Consider the following 24,309-nt stretch of genomic DNA (forward strand, 5'->3'; position numbering starts at 1 on the left):
CGGCGACGGGTCAGCTCGCGGCCGGCTCCGGGCTCCCGGTGCTCCCGGCGTCCGCGGAGCCCAGCCACTCGGCCTTGAGCTCCTCGAGGGTGCCGTCCTCCTCCATGGCCGCCAGCGACTCGTTGACCCGATCCAGCAGGGCCGTGTTGCCGGTCTTCACGGCCAGGCCCAGCTCCTCGCCGGTCTCGATCTCCTCGACGAGCTCCAGCTCGGGGTTGTCGTCGATCGCGGGGCCGGCCACCGAGATGTTGGCCACCACGGCCTGCACGTCACCGGTGTTGAGCCCTTGGATCATCAGGGACGAGTCCTCGTACTGGACCACGTCCGCGCCGTTCTGCTGCGCGAACTCCTCGCCGGTGGTGGCCTGCTGCACGCCCACGCGCCGGCCCTCGATGTCGGCCACACCGCTGATGCCGGAGCCCGGGGCCACGAGCAGCCCCAGGTTGTCCTCGACGTACGGCTGCGAGAAGTCCATCACCGACTCGCGCTCCTCGTTGATGGTCATCCCGGACGCGGCGAGGTCGCACTGGTCGGTGTCCAGCGCCGATCCGGTCTCGATGGCCTCGAAGGACGTGGTGATGACGTTCGGCTCCACGCCGAGGTCCTCCGCGATCCGGTCGACCAGGTCGATGTCGAAGCCCACGGTCTCGCCGTTCTCGACGTACTCGAAGGGCGCGTAGGGGATGTCCGAGCAGACCGTGAGGGTCCCGGGGCTGATCAGGTCCAGCTCGCCCTCGCCGGCGGCCTCCCCGCCCCCTCCGGTGCTCGTGCACGCGCTCAGGGCCAGCGCGGAGACGGCCAGCACGGACAGGGTCGCTGCGCCGTGGAACCTGCTCTTCATGGGTCTGTCCTTCCCTCGGGAGGTGGCGGGCCGCCGCGGCCGGCACGGCGTCGTGCCCGGTGCGCGGCCCGCCGGTGAATGTGCCCCAGTGTAGGTGCTGACCGGCTGCCGGGATGTTGCACACCACTGGTCGGTAGTCAATTCGTCGTCCCCACTCCGGGCGACACCCGGCGCGACACCCGGCGCGACGCCCGGTGCGGCACTGCGGCCCGCACCGGACGGGCTCCCGGTGACGTGCGGGCGGCCACGGTGGGCCTCCCGGCGTCCGCCGTGCTCGGCGGATTCGGCACAATGGGGCCATGACCCGCACCGACGACCCGCACCGCAGCACCCGGGAGGGACGATGACCGCACCGCAGGCCCCCGCGAGCGTGCGCGTGGACGTGTGGCTGTGGGCGGTGCGCGTGTTCAAGACCCGCTCCGCCGCCACGGCCGCGTGCCGCGCCGGCCACGTGAAGATCGACGGCACCTCGGTCAAGGCCGCGCAGCCGGTGCGGCCCGGCCAGCGGGTGGCCGTGCGCCGTCCCGGCCACGAGCAGGTCCTGGAGGTCGTGCAGCTGCTGACCAAGCGCGTCGGGGCACCGGTCGCCGCGAAGGCCTATGTCGACCACAGCCCGCCCCCGCCCCCGGCGCTGCACGCCGCCGTTCCGCGGCGGGACCGGGGCGCCGGCCGGCCCACCAAGAAGGACCGCCGGGAGATGGACCGCCTCCGGGGGCTGTGAGCCGCCCCGGCGCGCGGCGTTCCGTGCGCACTCCCAGGAAGACGCAGAATAATCCGCACTGCACGTGTGCCGTGGGTCACCCCGCCGTCCGGCGGTCCGACGCGCGGCCGGAACCGGAGGAGCAGACCCATGGCACTGCTGGACACAACGGTGTGGACCGGAAAGATCTACGTCAACGGATGGCGCGAGGGCCGCGGCGGCACCGAGGACATCACGAATCCGTCGACGGACGAGACGCTCGGGCAGATCGGCTTCGCCTCGCCCGAGGACGTGTACGAGGCGGCCGAGAAGGCCGCGGCCGCCCAGCAGGAGTGGGCGGCGCTGAAACCCTCCGAGCGCGCCGGGGTGCTGCGCCGCGCCGGGCTGCTGTTCGAGGAGCACGCCGAGGAGGTGATGGACTGGGTGGTCCGGGAGACCGGGGCGATCCCGCCCAAGGCCGGCCTGGAGGCCTCGGTCGCGGCCGCGGAGTGCTACGAGGCCTCGGCGCTGCCGACCCACCCGCACGGGGAGTACCTGCCCTCGGACGCGCCGCACTGGTCGCTGTCCCGCCGGGTGCCGGTCGGGGTGGTCTCGGTGATCTCGCCGTTCAACTTCCCGCTGATCCTCTCGATCCGCTCGGTGGCGCCGGCCCTGGCCCTGGGCAACGCGGTGCTGCTCAAGCCGGACCCCCGCACCTCCGTCACCGGCGGCGCGCTCATCATGCGCGTCTTCGAGGAGGCCGGGCTGCCCCCCGGCGTCCTGCAGCTGCTGCCCGGCGGCGGTGACGTCGGGGCCGCCACGGTGGAGGCCCCCCAGGTGGACGTCGTGTCCTTCACGGGGTCCACGGCCGCCGGCCGGCACGTGGGCGCGGCGGCCGCGCAGCACCTCAAGCGCGCCCACCTGGAGCTCGGCGGCAACAACGTGGTCATCGTGCTGCCGGGCGCGGACGTGGACCTGGCCGCCGGGGTCGGGGCGATGGGCTCCTTCTTCCACCAGGGCCAGATCTGCATGACCACCGGGCGCCACCTGGTGCACGAGGACCTGCACGACGAGTACGTGGACAAGCTCGCGGCGAAGGCGGAGGCCCTGGTGGTCGGGGATCCTTCCGGCGGGCCCGTGCACCTGGGGCCGATCATCGACGAGCGCCAGCTCAAGGCCATCGACGCGATCGTGCAGGAGACCGCCATCGCCGGCGCCCGGGTGGTGGCCGGGGGCTCCCACGACGGGCTGTTCTACCGGCCCACGGTGCTCACCGAGCTGACCCACGAGATGACGGCGTGGAAGGACGAGATCTTCGGGCCGGTGGCGCCCGTGATGAAGGTCAGCAGCGCCGAGGAGGCGGTGGAGCTCGCCAACGCCTCCGAGTACGGGCTGTCGGTGTCCATCATCGGGGACGTCGGCGAGGCCATGAAGATCGCCGACAGGATCCGCTCCGGCAAGATCCACATCAACGAGATGACCGTCGCCGACGAGGCCAACGCCCCCTTCGGCGGCACGGGCGCCTCCGGCACCGGCTCCCGGTTCGGCGGGCCGACCGCCAACATCGACGCGTTCACCGAGACGCAGTGGATCACGATCAGCCCGGACGTCCCGCACTACCCCTTCTGAGCGCCGGCCCGTCCGGGCGCCGTCCTGGCCGGGCGTGCGAGGCGGGGGCGGGGAGTCGTCGGTAGCCTGGACCGGTGACGACGACCTCCCGCCCCCGCGGCCTCAACCGGCAGATCCTGGCCCTGGCCGTCCCCGCCTTCGGGGCGCTCGTGGCCGAGCCGTTGTTCCTGCTGGCGGACTCCGCGATCGTCGGCCACCTCGGCACCCCGCAGCTCGCCGGCGTGGGCGTGGCCGCGGCCGTCCTGCAGACGGTCGTGGGGCTGATGGTCTTTCTCGCCTACAGCACCACCCCGGCGGTCGCCCGGCACCTCGGGGCGGGCCGGCTCCAGGAGGCCGTGGCGGTGGGCCGGGACGGGCTGTGGGTGGCCGCGGGGTTCGGCCTGCTCCTGTCCGCGGCGGGCTGGGCGCTGGGCCGCCCGCTGCTGGCGCTGATGGGCGCGCGCGGCGAGGTCCTGGAGCACGCCGTCGTCTACCTGCACTGGTCCCTGCCCGGGCTGACCGCCATGCTCCTGGTGCTGGCGGCCACCGGCGTGCTGCGCGGGCTCCAGGACACCCGGACCCCGCTGCTCATCGCGGGGATCGGGGCCGCGGCCAACGCGGGGCTCAACCTCCTGCTCGTGCACGGCGCGGGCCTGGGAGTGGCCGGCGCGGCGATCGGCACGAGCGCCGTGCAGTGGGCCATGGCCCTGGCGTACCTGCGGATCCTCCGCCGGCTCGCCCGCGAGCACGGCGTGGGGCCCGGGACCACGTGGCCCCGGCTGCGCTCCCACCTCACCGTGGGCTCGTGGCTCATGCTGCGCACCGTCTCCCTGCGGGTCGCCATCCTGGCCACCGTCCTGGTCGTCACGGGACAGGGCGCCCAGAACCTCGCGGCGCACCAGTTGGTGCTGACGGTCTTCAACTTTCTGGCCTTCGCCCTCGACGCCCTGGCCATCGCGGCGCAGGCGCTGCTGGGCCGGGACATGGGGGCGCGGGACGTCGAGGACCCGGCGGAGCGCCGGGCGATCCGGGCCCTGATGAACCGGCTGGTCCTGTGGGGCCTCGGCTTCGGCGTGCTGACGGGCCTCCTCGTGGCCCTGGTCGGCACCCGGCTGGGCTTCCTGCTCAGCCCCGACCCCGCGGTGCAGGCCCTGTTCGCGGCGGCCCTGCTGGTGGTGGCGGTCGGCCAGCCGCTGGCCGCCTACGTCTTCGTCCTGGACGGCGTGCTCATCGGGGCCGGGGACGCCCGCTACCTCGCGGTGGCCGGGGTGCTCAACCTCGCGGTCTACGCCCCGCTGCTGCTGCTCGTCGCGCTCCACGCCGGGACGGGGACCGGGGGGTTCGTGTGGCTGTGGGCCGCCTACGCCGGCGGCTACCTGGGAGCCCGGGCGCTGACCCTGGGACTGCGCGCCCGGGGCGACTCCTGGCTGCTCCGGAACGCTCGGTAACACGCCGGAGCGCACCCCGGGGATGTGCGCTGGATCACCTACGATGCCACCATGAACAGTGAATCCCGTGCAGAGAAGCAGTCCACCGCCGGCTCCGGGCACAACGTGGTGCTCGTCGGCATCGACGGCTCCGACCAGGCCCGGCACGCGCTCGAGCGAGCCATCGACGAGGCCCGGGCACAGGACCTGACCGTGCGCCTGCTGGGCGCCTACCCGGTCATCGGGGTGGGGGACCCCGGCCTCGAGATGCGGTTCACCGAGGCCGTGATGAAGGAGAACGCCGACCACCTGGCCGAGGCCCGGCAGGCCGTCGAGCAGGCGGGACTGCCCGTCGAGGTCGTGGAAGCAGGCGGGGACGCGGCCAAGGCCGTCGTGGAGCAGTCGGGCGCGGCCGCGCTCATGGTCATGGGCAAGCGTGGTCGCGGCGGCGCGCTGCGCGGCCGGCTGGGCTCGGTGTCCGCGGCGGTCGCGGCGCACGCCAAGTGCCCGGTCATCATCGTCCCCGAGGCCGCGGAGGAGCGGCACTCCGGACGGCGCGGCGGCAGCGCCGGTGACTTCGCACTCGAGGCCGAAGGGCCGGTCAAGGCGGAGGAGATCGACTTCACCGGCAAGGTCGTCGTCGGCCTCGACGCCCTCGGCTCGCGCAACCCGGCGCTGTGGAAGGCCGTGGAGTACGCCCAGGAGCACGGCAAGGCCCTCGCGCTGGTCTCCGTGAACGGAGCCATGTCCGGCACGCCCTCCTGGTTCCAGGACGAGTTCAACCAGGCCCGGTACTTCCACGAGGCCGACCGGAAGCTCGCCCAGGTCTCCGGCGAGATCGCCGCGGAGCACCCCGAGCTGACGGTCGAGCACCACATCTTCGTGGGCCGCCCGGCCCGCATCCTGATGAACGCCACGCACTCCGCGGACCTGGTCGTGGTGGGCTCCCGCGGCATCGGCGGGTTCCGGGGACTGCTGCTCGGCTCCGTGTCCCAGGCGGTGCTGGAGAACGCCACCGGCCCGGTCATGGTCGTGCCCGCGCACCCCGCCTGAGCACCCGGACGCCGGCGAGATCAAGGAGCAGCGGGACATGGCGGAACAGGTCGTCGTCGGCTACGACGGCTCCGGGAACAGCGAACGCGCCCTCGACTGGGCGATCCAGGAGACCGGAGCCCTCGCCGGGGAGCTCAAGGTGGTGGTCGCCATGGGGCGGCCCGTCGCCGTGGACCCCAGTCTCTACGGGCCGTTCCTGGAGGCGATCGAGGAGGAGGCCGACAAGGTGGCCGCCGCCGCCGTCTCCCGGGCCCGGGACGCCGGTGTCCCGGTGGCCGCGGTGGTCGAGCGCGGTGACGCGGCCGGGGTGCTGGTGCACGAGTCGGAGGGCGCCGCGGCGCTGGTGCTCGGCCGCCGCGGCCGGCGCGGGGTGCGCGGACGCCTGGGGTCGGTCACGGCCGCGGCCGCGGCGCACGCGAAGTGCCCCGTGATCGTCCTGCCGGACCGCTGGGACCCGCAGGCGCGGACCGGCCGGGGCGCGGTCGGCGCGTTCGCGGGCCGCGTGGTGGTCGGCGTGGACCGGCTCGGCCGGGACAACCCGGCCGTCCGGGCGGCCGGGCGGTACGCCGCCCGGCACGGCGAGGGCCTGGCGCTGATCAGCGTGGTCCCGGAGGCGCTGACCATGCCGACGGGCTCCGCCGACCTGGACCGGGCCGTGCGCGAGCAGCTCACCGAGCCCGCCCGCTCCCTCGTGGACCAGGTGGCGGAGTCGGTCCGGGAGGACCACCCCGACCTGGACGTCGAGGCCTACGTCTTCTCGGGTCTGCCCGCGGACCAGCTCGTCCGGGCCGGACGGTCGGCGGAGCTCGTGGTGCTCGGCAGCCGTGGCTACGGCGGGTTCCGGGGACTGCTCATGGGCTCCGTCTCCCAGGCCGTGCTCGCCGAGGGCGAGGGCCCCGTGATGGTGGTCCCGGCCCGCAGGAAGAGCTGACCCGTCCGCCCGCAGGAGGACTCCCGGGCCGTCCGTGGCCCGGGGCTCGTCCTGCGGGCGGATCCGCCGGCCGGGACCGGCAGGCCGTCCCGGGGAGGAGCCCGCGGACCGGTCCCGGACGGACGGGAGCACCCCGTGGACCGCGGAGCCCTCGCCGTGACCGCCCTGGCCGTCGCGGGACCGCCGGAGGCGGCGCCGGACCGCTCAGGCGGGAAGGCCGCGCCGGGCGGCCACGAGCGAGAGCAGGTGCCGGTGCACCGCGGTCTCCCCGGTCAGCTCGGGGTGGAACGAGATGCCGACGACCGCGCCGCTCGCCACCGCGACCACCTCGCCCCGGTGCCGGGCGAGGACCTCGACGCCCTCCCCGGTGCGGGTCACCGCGGGGGCCCGGATGAAGGCCGCGCGCACCACGTCCCCGCCGCCGCCCCAGGCGAGCGTGACCTCCTCGGAGGCCGTCTGGGGGCCGAACGCGTTGCGGGCCACCGTGACGTCCAGGACCTCGAGGGACTGCTGGCCGGGGGCCGGGTCCTCGATGCCGGACGCGAGCAGGATCAACCCGGCGCAGGTGCCCAGCGTGGGCAGGCCGCCGAGGACCGCGTCCCGCAGCGGATCCCGCAGCCCGAACAGGCGCAGCAGCCGGTCCATGGTCGAGGACTCCCCGCCGGGCAGGACGATCGCGTCCAGCCCGGTGAGCTGCTCGGCCGTCTTCACGAGCACGGGCTCGGCGCCGAGCTCCCGCAGCATCGAGGCGTGCTCGGCGACCCCGCCCTGCAGGGCGAGGACGCCGACGCGGGGCGCAGAGGTCACCAGCCGCGCTCCGCGAGCCGGTGCGGGGCGGGGAGGTCGCCCACGTTGATGCCGACCATCGCCTCGCCGAGCCCGCGGGAGGCCTCGGCGATCTTCTCCGGGTCGTCGAAGTAGGCGGTGGCCTTCACGATGGCCTGCGCCCGGGCCGCGGGGTTGCCGGACTTGAAGATGCCGGAGCCCACGAACACGCCGTCGGCGCCGAGCTGCATCATCATGGCGGCGTCCGCGGGGGTGGCCACGCCGCCGGCGGTGAACAGCACGACCGGAAGCTTCCCGGTGCGGGCGACCTCGAGGACGATGTCGTAGGGGGCCGCGAGCTCCTTCGCCTTCACGTAGAGGGCGTCGGGGGAGATCCTGTGGAGGGCCTGCAGCTCGGCGATCTGCCCGCGGATGGTGCGGATGTGCTTGGTGGCCTCGGAGACGTCGCCGGTGCCGGCCTCGCCCTTCGAGCGGATCATCGCGGCGCCCTCGGCGAGCCGGCGCAGGGCCTCGCCCAGGTTGGTGGCCCCGCACACGAACGGGACCGTGAAGCGCTGCTTGTCGATGTGGTTGACGTAGTCGGCGGGGGAGAGCACCTCGGACTCGTCGATGTAGTCGACCTTCAGGTGCTCGAGCACCTGCGCCTCCACGAAGTGGCCGATGCGCACCTTCGCCATGACGGGGATGGACACGGCGGCCTGGATGCCCTCGATCAGGTCCGGGTCGGACATGCGGGCCACACCGCCCTGCGCGCGGATGTCGGCGGGCACGCGCTCGAGGGCCATGACGGCCACGGCGCCGGCGTCCTCGGCGATGCGGGCCTGCTCGGCGGTGACGACGTCCATGATGACGCCGCCCTTGAGCATGTCGGCGAGACCGCGCTTGACGAGCGGGGAGCCGGTCAGCGGGGTCGCGTCCGAGGCCGTGGTGCGGGCGGAGTTCTGGGCAGGGGTGGTCTGCAGATCGGTCATGGCATCCATCCTGGGGCCCGAAGTGGTCCACCGACAGGTCCACCATCGATAGAATCTGTTGGACCACAGGAAGCCCGGGACGAACAGGAGCGGTCCAGTGCGGCACCCCCACGACGTCGAGCTGCCCGTGCGCGTGGACCGGTCCGCTTCCGCGCCGCTGCCCGCCCAGCTCGTCCAGCAGCTGCGGGAGCTGGTGGTCTCCGGGGCCCTGCGCCCCGGGGACGCGCTGCCCTCGACGCGCGGGCTCGCCGCCCGGCTCGGGATCTCCCGCGGCTCCGTGGTCACCGCCTACGACCAGCTGCACGGCGAGGGCTACCTGCACGCGACCAACGGGGCCACGGTGGTCCACCCGGACCTGGCCCGCTCCCGGGCCGAGCCCCCGGCGGCCCGGCCCGGTCCCCGCCCGTCCGCGGCGCCGCCGCGCCGGGCGCGGAAGCGGCCCATGATCGACCTCACGCCCGGGCGGCCGGACACCGGCCGGCTGGCCACCCCGCAGTGGCGCGCGGCGTGGCGGGACGCCGCGGCCGCCGCCGGCACGGATGCGCCTCCGCCCCAGGGCTCGGAGCCGCTGCGCGAGCAGATCGCCGAGCACCTGCGGCTGATGCGCGGCGTGGTCCGGGACCCCGGGGACCTCTTCGTCACGGCGGGCGCGCGGGACGGGCTCCAGCTGCTGCTCGCGGTGCTCGGGGGCCGCGCGGGCCGCGGGCTGCGCGTCGCCGTCGAGGACCCCGGCTACCCCTCGCTGCGCCGGGTCCCGGAGCGGCTCGGCCACGAGGTGCTGCCCGTGCCGATCGACGACCAGGGGCTCGATCCCGCCCGGCTTCCGTCCGGGGCGTGGACCGGCCCGGGGGAGTGGGAGATCGAGCGGGCCCCGGATGCCGTGATCGTCACCCCCAGCCACCAGTACCCCCTCGGGGCGTCGATGCCCGCCGCCCGGCGGCTCGAGCTGCTCGGCTGGGCGCGCGCCCACGACGCGCTGATCGTGGAGGACGACTACGACTCCGAGCTGCGCTATGTGGGCGAGCCGCTCCCCGCGCTGTCCGCCCTCGACCACGCCCCGGGCACCGTCCCGGAGCCCCCCGCCCCGGGACGGCTGCTCGGGGCCGGCGGCCACGTGGCCACGCTGGGCTCCTTCACCAAGGTCCTCGCGCCCGGGCTGGGGGTCGGCTACCTGCTGGCCCCGCCGGCCCTCCGGGGAGACCTGCTGCGGCTGCGCAACGACCTGGGCAACCCCGCCTCCGCGGTCGCCCAGGACGCCATGGCCCGCTTCCTGGCCGACGGCGGGCTGCGCCGGCACACCGCCCGGATGCGGCGGGAGTACCGGCGCCGGCGGGACCTGCTCACCGCCGCCCTCGCCGGGGTCCGCGGGGTGCGGGCCGTGCCCATGGACGGGGGGCTGCACGCCGTCCTCGAGTTCACCGGAGAGGTGGCCCTGGAGGAGCAGGACGTCGTGGACCGTGCCGCGGCCGCGGGCGTGCGGGTGGCGGCACTGGGCTCGTACTGGGCGCACGGCGCGCGGGGCGGTCGCCGCGGCGTCGTCGTCGGTTTCGGCGCCACCGGTGCCGCCCCGGAGGGCGAGGCCCTGCCGGACGCCCTCGCCGTCCTGGCCCGGGTGCTCGCGGCGCCCGGCGACGGCCCCGGTCGCTAGACTGGCCGGTGCCCCGCGGCTCTCCCCGCCAGCACGTTCCCCGAAAGGCGCACCGTGAACCCCGACCCGAGCACCGGCATCCACCGCGACCTGTTCGCGCCCACGCTGCTGCGCGCGCTCGTGGCCCTGGTCTTCGGCGCCGTGACCGTGTTCTGGCAGGAGCCGACGCTGCCCGTGGTGGCCTGGGGCGTGGGCCTGTACCTCGTGCTCACGGGCGCGGCGAGCGTGCTCCTGCAGCTGCGTCTCAACGGCAACGACCACGTGGACATGGGCCCCACCCGCCAGATCCCGCAGTCCTACGGCGTGCTGTACCTCCTGGGCGGGATCTTCACGGTCCTCGGCGCCGACACCCCCGCGTGGCTCGTGGTCTACGCGGCGTCCATCATGGGCCTGGCCGGGCTCACGGAGCTGGCCCTCGGGCTGAAGTTCCGCACGACCTTCCCGCTGGGCCGCGACTGGACCATTGCCGGGCTGGTCACGGTCCTCGCCGCCACGGGCCTCGTGCTCGTGGTGGACCTCGGCCCCAAGGCGCTCTTCGGCGTGGTGGGGGCCGCCGCGGTGGTCATCGGCGTCACCCACCTGCTGGCCGCCCTCACCCTGCGGCACGAGGACCGCCGGGGACGGGCCCCCGCCGGAACCGCGTAGACTGGGCTACCGCACCGCAGGCTCCGGCCTGCCGGGGACATCAGCTCACGAGGAGGACCAGTGGCACAGCGCAAGGGCTCGAGAGGCGGCTTCCGGGCCGACGTCAAGGGCCCCCTGATCCTGTCCGCCGTGCTGGCGACGGTCGCGTTCGCCGCCGTGGGGATCTTCGCCAGCGGCGGCACGGGCAACCTGCTGCGCCTGGACCTCGCCTTCATCGCCGCCGGCATCGTGTTCATCGTGACGCTCGTGATCAGCGCCACGCTGATGATCGTCGAGAAGCCCAACGACCCCCACCTCGGCGTGGGCGCGGGCGTCAACCGCTCCTCGGCCAAGCTCTACGCCGAGGCCCGGGCCCGCCGGGAGGCCTCGGCACGTCCCGCCGGCGATCCCCAGTTCGGGCAGCGCGTCCGGCCCGACACCGAGGGCGAGGACCTCCTCGGCCGGCGCTCCGCCGACGGCACCGGCCGTGCGGACGGCACGGACGACGAGGGCCCCGCCCCGCGCGCCTGAGGATCCCTCGGTTCCCGGCTCCGCGCACTGCAGGTCTCCGCGCGTTCCCGGCACCCGCTCCCCGGCAGACCCGGTCCGAAGGACAGCCCTACCGCAGCCGCTGCCCGCTCGGTAGATTGGGACGGCACCTGAGCAGCAGGGCCGGGCCCCGTGCCCTGCTCGAGACCGGACGACGGGAACCAGCATGAGCCAGCAGCCGGAGATGCCCAGCGAGGGCGACAAGGAGTTCGAGGAGAAGGTCGAGCAGCGGATGGCCGACAAGCAGGACGCCGAGCCGGACGACGACACGTACTCGAACGCTCCCCAGGAGGAGCAGAAGACCGAGGTGCCCGTCCTGGAGGAGGACGAGGAGAGCCTGGCCAACCCGGGCAGCACGGACGCCTGAACGGCGCACCATCCACACGGGAGCACCCCGGGAGGACATCGGTCCTCCCGGGGTGCTCCCGTGTGCGGGCGGTGCCGGGTCAGCGGCCGAAGCCCCGCAGCCGCAGGGAGTTCAGCACCACGAACACGGAGCTGAACGCCATGGCGGCGCCCGCGATCACGGGATTGAGCAGCCCCGCGGCCGCCACGGGGACGGCCACCGTGTTGTAGGCGAAGGCCCAGAACAGGTTCGACTTGATGATCGACAGGGTCCGACGGGACAGGGCGATGGCCGTGGGCACCGACCCGACGTCGCTGCGCACCAGCGTGATGTCCGCGGCCTCGATCGCCGCGTCCGTGCCGGTGCCCATCGCGATCCCCAGGTCGGCCTGGGCCAGGGCCGCGGCGTCGTTGACCCCGTCGCCCACCATGGCGACCACGCGGCCGTCGTCCTGCAGGTCACGGACCACCGCCACCTTGCCCTCCGGGCTGACGTCGGCGACGACGTCCTCGGCGGCGATGCCGGCCTCGGCGGCGACGGCCCGGGCCACGGGCCCGTTGTCGCCGGTCAGCAGCATGGGCCGCAGGCCCAGCTCCCGGAGCCGCGCGACCGCCTCGCGGGCGTCGTCCTTGACGGTGTCGCGCAGGTCGACGAAGCCGACGAGGGCACCGTCGACGGCCACGAGGACCGTGGTGACCCCGCCCTCCTGGGCGCGGCGCAGGGCATCGAGCTGGCCGCCGTCCAGGCGCACGCCGTTCTCGGACAGCCAGGTGGTGCGCCCGACCACCACCGAGCGGGAGTGCATCCCGTCCGCCACGTGCGCGCGGACGCCGCCGCCGGGGGCGGAGACGAACCCGGAGACCGGGAACCGGTGCGGGGTCGCCGCGGCCACGGCCCGCGCGATGGGGTGCTCGGAGTGCTGCTCCACGGTGGCCGCGAGGTCCAGGACCTGGTCCCGGGAGTACCGGGACACGGGCGTCACGGCCGCCACGGAGAGCTGCCCGCTCGTGACGGTGCCCGTCTTGTCCAGCACCACGGTGTCCACGGTGCGGGTGTCCTCGAGCACCTCGGCGCCCTTGATCAGGATGCCCAGCTGCGCGCCGCGCCCCGTGCCGGTGAGCAGGGCCGTGGGGGTGGCCAGGCCGAGGGCGCAGGGGCAGGCGATCACGAGCACGGACACCGCGGCCACGAAGGCCGCGTGCACGTCCCCGGTCAGCACGAGCCAGCCCACCAGCGTGGCCAGGGAGATCACCAGCACGACCGGGACGAAGACCCCGGAGATCCGGTCGGCCAGCCGGGCCACGGGGGCCTTGCTCGCCTGCGCCCGGGACACCATCCGGCCCATCTGGGCCAGGGTGGTGTCGGCGCCCACGCGGGTCGCCTCGACCAGCAGGCGGCCGTTGGTGTTGATCGTGGCGCCGGTGACGGCGTCGCCGGCCTCCACCTCCACCGGCAGCGACTCGCCGGTGAGCAGGGAGGTGTCCACGGCCGAGCGGCCGTCCACGACCACGCCGTCGGCGGCGATCTTCTCCCCGGGGCGCACGACGACCAGGTCCCCGGGGCGCAGCTGCTCCGCGGGCACGTTCGTCTCCACGCCGTCCCGCAGGACCACCGCGTCCTTCGCGCCGAGCTCCAGCAGCGCGCGCAGCGCCTCGCCGGAGCGGGCCTTCGCGCGGGCCTCGAGGTAGCGGCCCAGCAGCAGGAACGCGGTGACGAGGGCGCCGGTCTCGAAGTAGAGCTGGTGCCCGCTCATGTCCATCGCGTGGCCGGGCATCGCGCCGGCCGTCATGGCGGGCTCGCGCAGCAGGTTCCACAGCGAGAACAGGTACGCGGCGGACACGCCCAGGGACACGAGGGTGTCCATGGTGGAGGTCAGGTGCCGGGCGTTGACCGCCGCCGAGCGGTGGAAGGGCCAGGCCGCCCACGTGACGACCGGCAGGGTCAGGGCCGCGACCACCCAGCCCCAGTGCGGGAACTGGAAGCCGGGCAGCATCGAGATCACGAACACCGGGGCGGAGAGCGCGGCCGCCACGAGGAGGCGCCGGCGCAGGGATTCGGGCGAGCGCAGCGAGGACGCCTCGCGCCCGGCGACCTTCGCCATGGCGTCGGAGCGGTCCGCGGCGTCGTCGTCGCCGGGCGCGTTCGTGACGACGGCCCCGTACCCGGCCTGCTCGACGGTCCCGACGATCTGCTCGTCGCTCACGCCCGCGGGCACGTGGACGGTGGCGGTCTCGAGGGCGAGGTTGACGGAGGCGTCGACACCCTCGAGCCTGCCCAGCTTCCTCTCGACCCGGCTGACGCACGAGGAGCACGTCATGCCCGTGATCTCGAGCTCGAGGGTGCGCAGCGGACCGGCAACCTCGGTGGGGACGGGCGTGCGGGTCTCAGGCAACGCTGTACCCCGCTTCCTCGACGGCCTTCTCGATCTCGTCCTCCGACAGCTCCCGGGTGGACGTCACGACCACGGGGGAGACCCCGCCGGCCACGAGGTCGACGTCGACGGACTCGACGCCCTCCAGTCCGGTGAGCTCCTCGGTGACGGACATGACGCAGTGGCCGCAGGTCATGCCGGAAACGTTGACGGTGGTCTGCACGGTGATCTCCTCGGGGGTTCGTTCGACGGGGGCTCGTTCAACGGGGGTGGTGCGTGCGCCCGGGGGCGGGTCAGCTCTTGAGCAGGCGTGCGATGGCCGCGGACGCCTCCTGGAGCTTGTCGTCGACGCTGGCGGCGTCCCCGGACTCCTGGGCCGCCTCGACGGCGCCCACCACGCAGTGGTTCAGGTGCTCGTCCAGCAGCCCGAGGCTCACGGCCTTGAGCGCCGACTGGACCGCGGAGACCTGGGTGAGGATGTCGATGCAGTACTTGTCCTCCTCGACCATCCGGTGGATCCCGCGGACCTGGCCCTCGATGCGCCGCAGGCGCTTGAGGTACGCGTCCTTGTCCTGGGTGTACCCGTGCGGCGGCTGGCTCTGGGTCATGGCTCCTCCTCGGTCGTCCTGCCGCCACTATATACCCCTTGGGGGTATATCTCCAGCGCCCGGTCCGGGGCGGCCCGGCGATGTGCCAATCTTGAGGCATGGCTTCACTGATCGAGGACTACGCCCTGCTCTCGAACATGCGCACGGGCCCGCTCGTCTCCCGCACCGGGTCCATCGACTGGCTGTGCGCGCCCCGGTTCGACTCCCCCTCGGTCTTCAGCGCCCTGCTCGGGGAGGCCGACCACGGGCGGTGGCTGCTCGCCCCCGCGTGCACGGTCGCGGAGGGGGCCGACGGCGAGGTCCTCGACGAGGAGGAGAGCGGCGCCCAGGTCGCCGAGCGGTTCTACGTGGAGAACACGTTCGTGCTGCAGACGGTGTGGGTCACGGACTCCGGGTCCGTGCGAGTGACGGACTTCCTCCCGCTGACCTCCCGCACGGACGTGGTGCGCCGCGTGGAGGGCCTCACGGGTGAGGTCGAGATGTACCACGAGCTGCGGGTGCGCTTCGGCTACGGCGCCGTGGTCCCCTGGGTCAGCCGCTTCGAGGGGGAGGAGGACCCGGAGGGCGGCGACCCCGCCCCGCCCATGCTCGTGGCCATGGCCGGCCCGGACGCCCTCGTGCTGCGCGGGGAGCCCCTGCCCGAGTCCGCCGACGACGACGACGAGCGCCGCCACCGCGGGACCTTCACGGTCTCCGCCGGCCAGGCACGGGACTTCGTGCTCACCCACTTCCCGTCCCACCGCACGCCGCCGGCGCCCGTCGACGTCAACGAGCAGCTCACCCGCACCGTGGAGCTGTGGCAGGAGTGGTCCGGGCTGTACTCCCCGCCGGACGACGGGGAGGACGAGCCGGTGCACATCGTCCCGGTGCGCGGTCACGCCGTGGCCCGGCGCTCGGACGTGGTCCGGCGCTCGCTGCTCGTGGTGCGGGCGCTGATGCACCAGGAGACGGGCGGGCTCGTGGCCGCCCCCACCACGTCCCTGCCGGACGTCGTCGGCGGGGAGCGCAACTGGGACCACCGCTTCTCCTGGCTGCGGGACGCCGCGATGGCCCTCGAGGTCATGCTCGACCACGACCACGACCGGGAGGCCGCGCAGCTGCGCAACTGGCTGCTGCGCGCCGTGGCGGGCGACCCGCACGACCTGCAGAACATCTACGGGATCGCCGGGGAGCGCCGGGGGCGCGAGCACCAGCTCGACCTGCCCGGCTACGAGCGCTCCCGGCCGGTCCGCGAGGGCAACGGTGCCGCGGGCCAGCACCAGTCGGACGCCGTGGGGCACGTCATGATGGTGTTCGAGAAGCTCCGCCGGCGCGGCGCCGTGGAGGACCACCTCTCCTGGCCCCTGCAGCAGGCGATGCTGCGCTCGGTCGTGGAGAACTACGAGGTCACGGACCAGGGTCTCTGGGAGATGCGCGGCGAACGGCAGTACTACACGCACTCGCGCGTGCTGATGTGGGCGGCCCTCCAGTGCGGCGTGGACGCCGTGCGCGTGCACGGCCTGCCCGGCGACGCGCAGCTGTGGGAGCAGCTGCGCGACGCGCTCGCCGAGGAGATCTGGACCAGCGGCTACGACCCCGAGGTCGGCTCCTTCGTCCAGTACTACGGGGCGAAGACCGTGGACGCCTCCCTGCTGCAGCTGCCGCAGGTGGGCTTCGTGGCCTACGACGACGAGCGGATGCTCGGGACCGTGCGGCGGATCGAGGAGGAGCTGCGCCACCCGGTCGGGCTCATCCACCGCTACCGCAACGTCCTGGGCCCGGTCGACCCCGATGACCCCGACGCGTACGCGGGGGTCATCGGGGTGGACGGCTTCCCGGGCCAGGACAACCCGCACCTCGGCGCGTCCCTGTGGCTGGCCGCCCAGTACGCGCGCTCGGGCCGCACGGACAGCGCCCGGAAGCTGGTGGACCTCGTGCTGTCCCGCGCCAACGACCTCGGGCTGCTCTCCACCGAGTGGTCGCCCGAGCACCGGCGGATGACCGGCAACTTCCCGCAGACCTTCACCCACCTGGCCCTCGTCCAGGCGCTGGACGCGCTCGACGCGGCCCAGGGGCGCCGCGCCGCGGCCGGCCCGCACGAGGCCGGGTCCGTGGCCGAATCCGTGGCCGAATCCGTGGCCGCGGGGCAGCCCGGGCCGGGCGCGGGCGGGTCCTCGGCCGCCGTCGCGGCCGGTGGCGTCTCGTGAGCCACGCGGCCCCGGTCGACTGGCGGGCCTCGCCGGCGGTCCGGATCGGGCTGTCCGTGTCCGTGGCCACCGGGCTGTACGGGATCTCCTTCGGGGCCCTGTCCGTGGCGGCGGGACTGACCTTCTGGCAGACCGTCGCCCTGTCCGCGCTCATGTTCACGGGCGGCTCCCAGTTCGCCTTCATCGGCGTGGTCTCGGGCGGCGGGGCGGGCGCCTCGGCGCTGGGCGCCGCCACGCTGCTGGGGATCCGCAACGCCGTCTACGGGATGAGCATGAACGCCCTCGTCCGCCCGCGCGGCTGGCGCCGGCTCCTCGCCGCGCACGTGACCATCGACGAGTCCAACGCGGCAGCCTCCTCGCAGGTCCACCCGGTCGAGGAGCGGCGGGGCTTCTGGACCGCGGGCCTGGGCGTGTTCGTGCTCTGGAACCTGTTCACCGTGCTGGGCGCCCTGCTGGGCAACGCCCTGGGCGATCCCGCGCGGTGGGGCCTGGACGGCGCGGCCGTGGCCGCGTTCCTGGGCCTGCTGTGGCCCCGGCTGAGTGCCAGGGAGCCCGTGGCGGTCGCGGTGGTCTGCGGCCTCGTCACGGCTCTGACCATCCCGCTGCTGCCGGCGGGGCTGCCGATCCTCGTGGCCGCCGTGGTCGCCGCGTTCCTGGGCCGCTCCCGCGGCGCCGGCGCGGCCGCATCCGGCGCCGGTGCGGCGTCCGGCCCCGGTGCGGCGTCCGGCCCCGGTGCGGCGTCCGGCCCTGGCGCGAAGGAGGCGGGGGCGTGAGCACGTGGTTCTGGGTGCTCGGGGCGTGCGCGCTCGCCTACGCCCTGAAGCTCGTCGGCTACCTCGTGCCGGACCGGGTCCTGGACGACCCGCGCGTGGGGCGCATGGCGGGCACCGTCACCGTGGGCCTGCTCGCCGCGCTCGTGGTCATGAACGCGTTCGGCTCCGGCCAGGCCCTGGTGCTCGACGCCCGGCTGGGCGCGCTGGTCGTGGCGGGCGCGGCCCTGATGCTGCGGGCCCCGTTCCTGCTGGTCGTGATCCTGGGGGCGGGCGCTGCGGCGGTGCTGCGGCTGCTCGGCGCGCCCTGACCCCGGTGGCTCAGCCGCGCCCCGTGGCGTCCGCGGTGCTCGGCAGGATGTTGTGGTTGAGGCGGAACAGGTTGCCGGGGTCGTAGCGGTTCTTCAGCTCGACGAGACGCCGGTGCGTCCGCTCCCCGTAGGCCTGCCGTGCCGCCTCCGTGGTGACCGGGCCGTGCTCGGCGCCGAGGAAGTTCACGTACAGGCCCGCGTCGGCGAACGGCTCCACGGCGGCGTGGGCCTTCCGGGCGAACGCCGTGAGGCGGGCGTCCTCGGCGGCGTCCGTCCAGAAGCCGTACACGTTGAGCCAGTACCGCGCGGACCGGTTGGGGAAGGCAGTGGCGCCGGCGGGCACGCGCCCGAAGAACCCCTCCATGTGATGGACGTCGATGCCCGTGCCGAACCAGGTGATCTCCGAGGCCACGCCGAGCAGGGCGTCGACCACCTCGTCGTCCAGGCGCGAGAACGAGGCGTTCTTCCAGTAGCCGCGCGCCCCCTTCGGGAAGAGCTCGTCCATGGCCGACTGCCACTCGGTCCACTGCACGGGACCGACCTCCTCCTCGTCCGGCGGGGCGTCGGCCCGCAGCTGCTCGACCAGGCGCAGGCCCTCGGCGTGGTCGGGCGACATCCAGGCGAAGCCGATCATCAGCACGGGCTCGTCACCCGCGCCGAAGCCGGGCGGCAGCCGGAGGATCGAGACGATGCCGTTCATCTCGTCCGGCAGGTTCACCGTCCACCGGGCGAACGCCTGCAGGGCCGCACGCCACTTCGCGCGCCCGTAGAAGAGGCTCCCGCCCAGCACGGACGGGGGCAGCTCCCGGGCCCGGAACGTGAAGGAGGACACGACGCCGAAGTTCCCGCCCCCGCCGCGGATGCCCCAGAACAGGTCCGGATTGTGCTCGGCGTTGGCGTGCAGGTGCTCCCGGGTCCCGGTGATCACCTCGGCGTCCACGAGGTTGTCGAGGCTCAGGCCGTTGCTGCGCGTCAGCCAGCCGACGCCCCCGCCCAGGGTCAGTCCCGCGACCCCGGTGGCGCTCACCACGCCGAGGGGCACCGCCAGCCCGTGCGGGACCGTGGCGCGGTCGACGTCGGCGAGGGTCGCGCCCGGCTCGACGGTCACGCGCCGGGTCCGCGGATCCACCTCGACCCGCCGCAGCGCGCCGAGGTCGAGGACGAGTCCGCCCTCCACGGTGCCGTGTCCGGCCACGTTGTGCCCGCCGCCGCGGACGGCCAGCGGCAGCTCCGTGTGCTGGGCGGCGGCCAGCACCGGGTCGATGTCGGACACGGCGCCGGCCCGTACGACCGCTCGGGGACGCACGTCGACCATGCCGTTCCAGACCCGTCTCGCCTCGTCGTAGAGCGGGTCGCCGGGCTCGACGAGCGTTCCAGTCAGACGGGTCCGCAGCTTCTCCAGCTCTCGGGCGATCTGCTGCTCAGGCTCCCCGCGGTCCACGGTCTTCATGGGACTGGCTTCCTCTGGGCGGGGCACGGGGCCCCGGGCTGCTGCTCGTGCTCGACGACGGCGCGCGGACCGTCGCCGGCGATGCCGGTCGGGTCTCGGGCGGACGCGGAGCGGTCCGGGCGCCCGGCCCCGCCGGGCCTGGGGTTCCGGTGCGGAGGATGCGGAACGGCGCGGGATGGTGCTTCCACCAGGTTAGGAGCGTCCTCGGCGCCGCACAACGGTCCCGGCGCAACGATCCGGGCGGCAGCCCGGCGGGATGCGGTGCGGCAGGACCGTCCCCGGCCGGAGGGAAGACCGGGCCCGGAACTCAGGCGAGCGGCAGCACGGGCGGGATGATGCCGTCCTCGATGGCCCGCTTGTAGAGCTCGAGCTTGGTGCGGGCAGGCCGGTCCACCGCGGCGTACTTGCGGCGGATCCGCTTGAGGTGCTCCTCCACCGTGGACTCCGCGATCTCCAGCAGCCCGGCCACCTCCTGCTCCTGAAGGCCGTCCACGTAGAGCGCGAGGACCTGGCGCTCCCGGGCGGAGAGCTTGGCGGGAGCCCTGCTGGGCAGCTCGGCCAGGGCCGACTGGAGCACGTCGCTCACGAAGTGGCCCAGCTGCCGGGACAGGCGCATGGTCCGGAACACGGTCCTGATGGGCTCCCACTTGCCGACGGCTCCCGCTGCCCCGCAGGCGAACGCGGACCGGACCCGGGCGAGATCGTCCGGCGGGACCAGCATCACCACGGTGTGCTCCTGCGCGGTGAGGTCCGTGATGTTCTGCACGAGGCTGCGGCCGTCCAGGGTGTTCAGGCTCAGCAGGACCACCATCTCCTCGGCCGGGTTCTCGGCCAGGAAGTCCGGGACGTTCCCCGCCACCGCACGCACCCGCACGCCGTGCTCGGGGTGCTCGGCGGCTTCGCGCTGCATGGCGATGCGCGTCATGGGCTGGGGGCTGATCACGGCGGCGTTCAACATGGTGGGGCTCCTCGACGTCTCCCGCACCGGGCTGGGCGGGACCTCCGCGGCCGGGGGATCGCCGGCCCGCGACGGCAGCGGGGGTCCGGATCCCGGAGCGGCCACGCGTCCACCATCCATATGTCCATATCGGAATATACGAGAGTGTGGCGGGGTCCTGGGGCGCTGGATCCTCCGGGTCGGCGCCGCCGGCGGAGATGATGCGGTGTGCTCCTCCACAGTGGCGGACCCGCCCGCGCGCGAGCAAGACGATTTCGTACGGACCTGTAACTTCGCACACCGCACACCTCTGGACAGGCCCTGCGGGGCCGCCCTGGCGATCGGCCGGTCCGTGCCCGGGAGGAGCAGGTGCGGATGCGGCTGGAAGAATGGGAGAGCCCGCATCGGTCGAGGAGAGGTCCGTTCCGTCATGCACATCGACGTCTTCCCGGGGCCGGTCGGTCCGGGACGCCGAACGGGAGAGCAGCGCGAGTTCCGCGGGCTCCTCGAGGAGCTCGCCCTGCGCGGCATCGACGCCCGGTTCGTCGGCCCGGAGGCGGATCCGGTGCTCGAGGCACCCGGGGAGGAGCCCCCGGGCGCCGGGGGCGGCGCTCCTCCGGGGCGGCCCGCGGCGGAGGCGTTCCTGCTGGTGGGCCTCGGCGGGGACGCCCCCACGGACGACGCCCAGCTCGTCCCCTGGCTCGACCGGGCGCGGACCGCCGCGCAGACCGGCCGGCCCCTCGTCATCAGCGGGCTGGCCCTCGACCCCGGCACCCTTCCGGAGGAGGCCGTGCGCCGGCTGCTCCCGGCCGCCGCCCTCGTCGGGTTGCGGGACGAGGCGTCCCTGGCGGTGGCCCGCCGGCTGTGCCCCGAGCACCCCGGCCTGCGCGTCGGCTGGGAGGACGCGCTCCTCCTGCCTCGTCCTGCCCCCGCGCGACCGCCCGCGCAGGACGGCTCCACGCAGCGGCACGGGGCACGGCACGGGCCGGGCGACCGGCAGCGCGAGCAGGAGGAGCCGGTGGCGCCGCCGCGGATCGTCGCCGCGGTGGTGCGACCGGCCGGCCCTTTCCCGCCGGAACAGCTCGCCCGGGTGCTCGCCGCCCTGCTGGACGCCCTGGTGCACCGGACGGGGGGAACGGTGACGCTCGTGGCCTGTGGCGGTGGCCCGGCCGACGAGCAGTTCGCGGCGGACGTGGCCGCGCTGCTGCGGGGCGACGTCGAACGCGTCCTTGCGGGTCCGGAGATGGCGGACGAGGCCTCGGTCCGGGCGGACTGGGTCCTGACCACGTGCTTCCGCGGCGCGGCCCTCGGCCTGGCCGCGCGAGCTGTCGTGCTTCCCGTGGGCCCGGACAAATATTCCATACTGAGCATGAACGGCGTCCTGGGTCGCTGGGGACTGGTGGACGGAGTCGTGCCCCTGGCCGGCCTGCTGACCCCGGGGGACGCGGCGTGGGACACCCGCGCTGCCGTCCAGCAGTGGGCGACCGAAGCCGTGGCGCACCGGGGCGCCCTGCGTGCCGCACTGGCGGACGCTGAGCCGGCGGTCCGGGAAGCGGCGGCCCGGTGGTGGGACGACCTGGCCGGGGCGCTCCGCGGGCGGCCGCCGCAGCCTGCGCCGACAGCGGCGGCCGCGCCCCGTGGGGTCGGCGCGCCGGTGGTGCGCGCCCTCCGTCGCCGGTACACCGTCCCCGAGATGCCGCCTGAGCGGCCCACCGTCACGATCGTGCTGCGCCACCGCGAGGCTCCGGCGCGCCTCGGCGGCGCCGTCGACGACCTCCTGGCGCAGACCTTCACCGACTGGCTGCTGGTCGTCGTCGACGACGGCGGCGATCCGCACGAGGTGGACGAGGCCCTGGCGCCCCGGCGGGAGGAGCTCGCGGGGCGCGTGACGGTCCTCCACCACCGCAGGCCCCTCGGCCTCGCGGCGGCCGCCAATCGCGGGCTGCGGGCGGGGGAGTCGGAGCTCGTCGTCCTGCACGACAGCGCCGGGGTCTGGCCCCCCACACTCCTGCAGCGCGCCGTGGCCCACCTCGAGGACCCGCTCGTGGCCGACGACGGGGTCGTGGTGCCGACCCGGGCCCGGCTCGTGGCCGGCGACGGGGTCGCGGCACCGGCCGACGGCCGTGCTCGGGCCGACCAGGACGTCCCGCCCGATCGCCCGGGGCGGGAGCAGCTCACCCTCACCGATGTGCTGGACGGTGACCGCACCGCGGTCGACTCCCCGTTCCTGTACCGACGGGCGGTGCACGGGGTCCTGGGCGACTACGACGAGACCCTCGGCGCCGCGGCGGACTGGGAGTTCACCCTCCGCTTCCTCGAGACGTTCACCGTGGGCCTGCTCCCGGCGTGCCCGCCCGGGCCGGGGGACCGGACGGACGGAACCTCCGCCGTGCGGGGCGAGGTGGCGGTGCGCGACCGCCACCTCAGGCAGTGGACCACGGAGCACGGGATCGGTCTGCCGCTGTACCTGCGCCGGGCGGCCGCGCAGGAGGCCGGAGCCCTGCACCGCAGGCTGGACGCCGCCGAGGAACTCGCGCTCGAGCTCCTGGACGTGGTCCGGGCCCAGTCCCGGCAGATCGAGCGGCTCGAGCGGACCGTGGCGGAGAAGGGCTTCGCCGCCTTCTGGCGGCGTGCGTGGCGCTCCCTGCGCGGCCGCTGAGCGACCCGGCTCGGTGGGGTCGATCGGCAGTTTGCTTCCCGTTCTTCTCGTTGATATGACATGCTTCACCCTGGGGTGCCAGGTCTCGACGTGGAAGACGCGTCCGGGAGGCATCCTCCGCACAGTGTCCGCAGCAGATGAGGAGTCGGGGCATGGGATGGCTTGATCGGCAGCACTCGGTGGCACCACCGGGATTCAACCGCTGGCTCATTCCGCCGGCCGCCCTCGCGGTGCACCTGTGCATCGGCCAGGCCTATGCCACCAGCGTGTACAAGAACGCGCTGGTGGCCCACTTCGACGCCAGCCTCACCCAGATCGGCATCATCTTCTCCATCGCCATCGTCATGCTGGGCCTGTCCGCCGCCGTTTTCGGCACGTGGGTGGACACCGGTGGGCCGCGCAAGGCGATGTTCACCGCGGCACTGCTGTGGTCCGGCGGGTTCCTGGTGGGCGCGCTCGGCATTTTCACCGAGCAGCTGTGGCTCGTCTACCTGGGCTATGGGTTCATCGGTGGCATCGGCCTGGGCATCGGCTACATCTCGCCCGTCTCCACGCTGATCAAGTGGTTCCCCGACCGTCCCGGCCTCGCCACGGGCATGGCGATCATGGGCTTCGGCGGCGGTGCACTGATCGCCAGCCCCCTCTCCGCGGCCCTGCTCACCTTCTACGACCCGAACTCCGGCACCGAGGGCTGGGTGGCGAGCGGGGACGCCGTCGGGAAGCTGTTCCTGACTCTGGCGGTCGTCTACCTCGCGTACATGCTCTTCGGCGCGTTCACGATCAAGGTTCCTGCCTCGGACTGGAAGCCCGAGGGGTTCGATCCCTCGAAGGTCAAGTCGAAGGCCCTCGTCACCAAGAACCACGTCTCGGCCCGCAACGCGATCCGGACCCGGCAGTTCTGGCTGGTGTGGATCGTGCTGTTCTGCAACGTGACCGCCGGGATCGGCATCCTCGAGCAGGCCGCCCCCATGATCCAGGACTTCTTCCGCCAGGCGGACGGCGCCTCCCTCGTGACCGCGGCCGTGGCCGGAGGTTTCGTGGGCCTGCTGTCCATCGGCAACATGGGCGGGCGCTTCGTGTGGTCCACCACCTCGGACGTCCTGGGCCGCAAGCGGATCTACATGGTCTACCTCGGCGTCGGGGCGGTCCTCTACACCGTGCTGGCGCTGTTCGGCTCGACCTCCACGCTGCTGTTCGTGCTGCTGGCCTTCGTCATCATCTCGTTCTACGGCGGCGGCTTCGCCACGGTGCCGGCGTACCTCCGGGACCTCTTCGGGACCTTCCAGGTGGGGGCCATCCACGGCCGCCTGCTCACGGCCTGGTCTGCCGCGGGCATCGCGGGCCCCCTCATCGTCAACGCCTTCCTCGACGCCCAGGGCACCCCCGGCGAGCTCACGGCGCAGGCGTACCAGCCGGCGCTGCTGACCATGGTCGGACTGCTGGTCGTCGGCTTCGTCGCCAACCTCCTGGTCAAGCCGGTGGACGCCAAGTACCACGAGCCCGAGCACCGGTCCGCACCGTCCGACACCGAGATCCTCGAGAAGGAGGCATGAC

The 24,309-nt window shown here is 74.2% G+C and carries 22 protein-coding genes; 14 read left to right on the forward strand and 8 right to left on the reverse strand.

Translation table 11 applies throughout. The annotated features are described in order from the left end of the window. Positions 1 to 10 precede the first annotated feature (10 nt). On the reverse strand, positions 11 to 841 hold the full coding sequence (locus ABD220_RS14560) for an ABC transporter substrate-binding protein (protein WP_344123737.1): 831 nt from the start codon (positions 839 to 841) through the stop codon (positions 11 to 13). Positions 842 to 1,184: 343 nt separating this feature from the next. Between ABD220_RS14560 and ABD220_RS14565 the strand changes: the two genes are divergently transcribed. The 5 genes from ABD220_RS14565 (at position 1,185) to ABD220_RS14585 (ending at position 6,539) form a co-directional block, all read left to right on the forward strand. After that, a complete protein-coding gene (locus ABD220_RS14565; protein ID WP_344123739.1) occupies positions 1,185 to 1,562 on the forward strand; it encodes an RNA-binding S4 domain-containing protein in 378 nt (125 codons plus the stop codon). Positions 1,563 to 1,691: 129 nt separating this feature from the next. Continuing rightward, positions 1,692 to 3,149: a benzaldehyde dehydrogenase gene (locus ABD220_RS14570; protein WP_344123741.1), complete on the forward strand. Its 1,458-nt coding sequence runs from the start codon at positions 1,692 to 1,694 to the stop codon at positions 3,147 to 3,149. Between the two features lie 74 nt (positions 3,150 to 3,223). Next, entirely contained in the window at positions 3,224 to 4,576 is a 1,353-nt protein-coding gene (locus ABD220_RS14575) for an MATE family efflux transporter (protein WP_344123743.1), read from the forward strand. 51 nt (positions 4,577 to 4,627) lie between these two features. Then, positions 4,628 to 5,608: a universal stress protein gene (locus ABD220_RS14580; protein WP_344123745.1), complete on the forward strand. Its 981-nt coding sequence runs from the start codon at positions 4,628 to 4,630 to the stop codon at positions 5,606 to 5,608. 37 nt (positions 5,609 to 5,645) lie between these two features. Further along, positions 5,646 to 6,539, forward strand: coding sequence for a universal stress protein (locus tag ABD220_RS14585; protein WP_344123747.1), 894 nt, complete (start codon positions 5,646 to 5,648; stop codon positions 6,537 to 6,539). A gap of 204 nt (positions 6,540 to 6,743) precedes the next feature. On the opposite strand, the gene pdxT is transcribed toward ABD220_RS14585, so the two are convergent. Together pdxT and pdxS are read right to left on the reverse strand one after the other, a co-directional pair. Beyond that, positions 6,744 to 7,346, reverse strand: a complete 603-nt coding sequence (gene pdxT, locus ABD220_RS14590; protein ID WP_344123749.1) for a pyridoxal 5'-phosphate synthase glutaminase subunit PdxT — start codon at positions 7,344 to 7,346, stop codon at positions 6,744 to 6,746. Continuing rightward, positions 7,343 to 8,296, reverse strand: coding sequence for a pyridoxal 5'-phosphate synthase lyase subunit PdxS (gene pdxS / locus ABD220_RS14595; RefSeq protein ID WP_344123751.1), 954 nt, complete (start codon positions 8,294 to 8,296; stop codon positions 7,343 to 7,345). The genes pdxT and pdxS overlap by 4 nt, the downstream gene beginning before the upstream one ends. Positions 8,297 to 8,393: 97 nt before the next feature. On the opposite strand from pdxS, the gene pdxR reads away from it, so the two are divergent. The 4 genes from pdxR (at position 8,394) to ABD220_RS14615 (ending at position 11,484) form a co-directional block, all read left to right on the forward strand. Then, positions 8,394 to 9,944 carry a MocR-like pyridoxine biosynthesis transcription factor PdxR gene (gene pdxR, locus ABD220_RS14600; protein ID WP_344123753.1) on the forward strand — a complete coding sequence of 517 codons (1,551 nt, stop codon included), beginning with the start codon at positions 8,394 to 8,396 and terminating at the stop codon, positions 9,942 to 9,944. 54 nt (positions 9,945 to 9,998) lie between these two features. Beyond that, entirely contained in the window at positions 9,999 to 10,589 is a 591-nt protein-coding gene (locus tag ABD220_RS14605) for a DUF308 domain-containing protein (RefSeq protein WP_344123754.1), read from the forward strand. A 60-nt stretch (positions 10,590 to 10,649) separates the two neighbouring features. Further along, the gene (locus ABD220_RS14610) at positions 10,650 to 11,099 is read left to right on the forward strand and encodes a hypothetical protein (protein WP_344123756.1); all 450 of its coding nucleotides are present in this window, start codon (positions 10,650 to 10,652) and stop codon (positions 11,097 to 11,099) included. A 184-nt stretch (positions 11,100 to 11,283) separates the two neighbouring features. Beyond that, entirely contained in the window at positions 11,284 to 11,484 is a 201-nt protein-coding gene (locus tag ABD220_RS14615; RefSeq protein ID WP_344123757.1) for a hypothetical protein, read from the forward strand. Positions 11,485 to 11,563: 79 nt separating this feature from the next. On the opposite strand, the gene ABD220_RS14620 is transcribed toward ABD220_RS14615, so the two are convergent. From ABD220_RS14620 to ABD220_RS14630, 3 genes are all read right to left on the reverse strand, one after another. Continuing rightward, on the reverse strand, positions 11,564 to 13,855 hold the full coding sequence (locus ABD220_RS14620; protein ID WP_486326942.1) for a heavy metal translocating P-type ATPase: 2,292 nt from the start codon (positions 13,853 to 13,855) through the stop codon (positions 11,564 to 11,566). Further along, complete coding sequence (locus tag ABD220_RS14625; protein WP_344123759.1) at positions 13,848 to 14,057, reverse strand: heavy-metal-associated domain-containing protein; 210 nt, start codon at positions 14,055 to 14,057, stop codon at positions 13,848 to 13,850. Before ABD220_RS14625 ends, ABD220_RS14620 begins: the two co-directional genes overlap by 8 nt. 70 nt (positions 14,058 to 14,127) lie before the next feature. Further along, positions 14,128 to 14,442: a metal-sensitive transcriptional regulator gene (locus tag ABD220_RS14630; protein WP_344123761.1), complete on the reverse strand. Its 315-nt coding sequence runs from the start codon at positions 14,440 to 14,442 to the stop codon at positions 14,128 to 14,130. Positions 14,443 to 14,540: 98 nt separating this feature from the next. On the opposite strand from ABD220_RS14630, the gene ABD220_RS14635 reads away from it, so the two are divergent. The 3 genes from ABD220_RS14635 to ABD220_RS14645 are packed head-to-tail and all read left to right on the forward strand — an operon-like array spanning position 14,541 to position 17,709. Then, on the forward strand, positions 14,541 to 16,628 hold the full coding sequence (locus ABD220_RS14635; RefSeq protein WP_344123763.1) for a glycoside hydrolase family 15 protein: 2,088 nt from the start codon (positions 14,541 to 14,543) through the stop codon (positions 16,626 to 16,628). Further along, positions 16,625 to 17,401: an AzlC family ABC transporter permease gene (locus ABD220_RS14640; protein WP_344123765.1), complete on the forward strand. Its 777-nt coding sequence runs from the start codon at positions 16,625 to 16,627 to the stop codon at positions 17,399 to 17,401. Before ABD220_RS14635 ends, ABD220_RS14640 begins: the two co-directional genes overlap by 4 nt. Next, positions 17,398 to 17,709 carry an AzlD domain-containing protein gene (locus tag ABD220_RS14645; RefSeq protein ID WP_344123766.1) on the forward strand — a complete coding sequence of 104 codons (312 nt, stop codon included), beginning with the start codon at positions 17,398 to 17,400 and terminating at the stop codon, positions 17,707 to 17,709. The genes ABD220_RS14640 and ABD220_RS14645 overlap by 4 nt, the downstream gene beginning before the upstream one ends. Before the next feature lie 10 nt (positions 17,710 to 17,719). Here ABD220_RS14645 and ABD220_RS14650 read toward each other — a convergent pair whose 3' ends face one another. After that, positions 17,720 to 19,159 (reverse strand): FAD-binding oxidoreductase, encoded by a 1,440-nt coding sequence (locus tag ABD220_RS14650; RefSeq protein ID WP_344123768.1) that lies wholly within the window; start codon positions 19,157 to 19,159, stop codon positions 17,720 to 17,722. A gap of 307 nt (positions 19,160 to 19,466) precedes the next feature. Further along, positions 19,467 to 20,117 (reverse strand): helix-turn-helix transcriptional regulator, encoded by a 651-nt coding sequence (locus tag ABD220_RS14655; RefSeq protein ID WP_344123770.1) that lies wholly within the window; start codon positions 20,115 to 20,117, stop codon positions 19,467 to 19,469. A 409-nt stretch (positions 20,118 to 20,526) separates the two neighbouring features. On the opposite strand from ABD220_RS14655, the gene ABD220_RS14660 reads away from it, so the two are divergent. Beyond that, entirely contained in the window at positions 20,527 to 22,755 is a 2,229-nt protein-coding gene (locus tag ABD220_RS14660) for a glycosyltransferase (RefSeq protein ID WP_344123772.1), read from the forward strand. Positions 22,756 to 22,907: 152 nt separating this feature from the next. Next, the gene (locus ABD220_RS14665) at positions 22,908 to 24,308 is read left to right on the forward strand and encodes an OFA family MFS transporter (RefSeq protein ID WP_344123774.1); all 1,401 of its coding nucleotides are present in this window, start codon (positions 22,908 to 22,910) and stop codon (positions 24,306 to 24,308) included. Position 24,309: the final 1 nt, after the last annotated feature.

The sequence above is a fragment of the Kocuria aegyptia genome (genome assembly GCF_039530085.1).
GTDB lineage: Bacteria > Actinomycetota > Actinomycetes > Actinomycetales > Micrococcaceae > Kocuria > Kocuria aegyptia.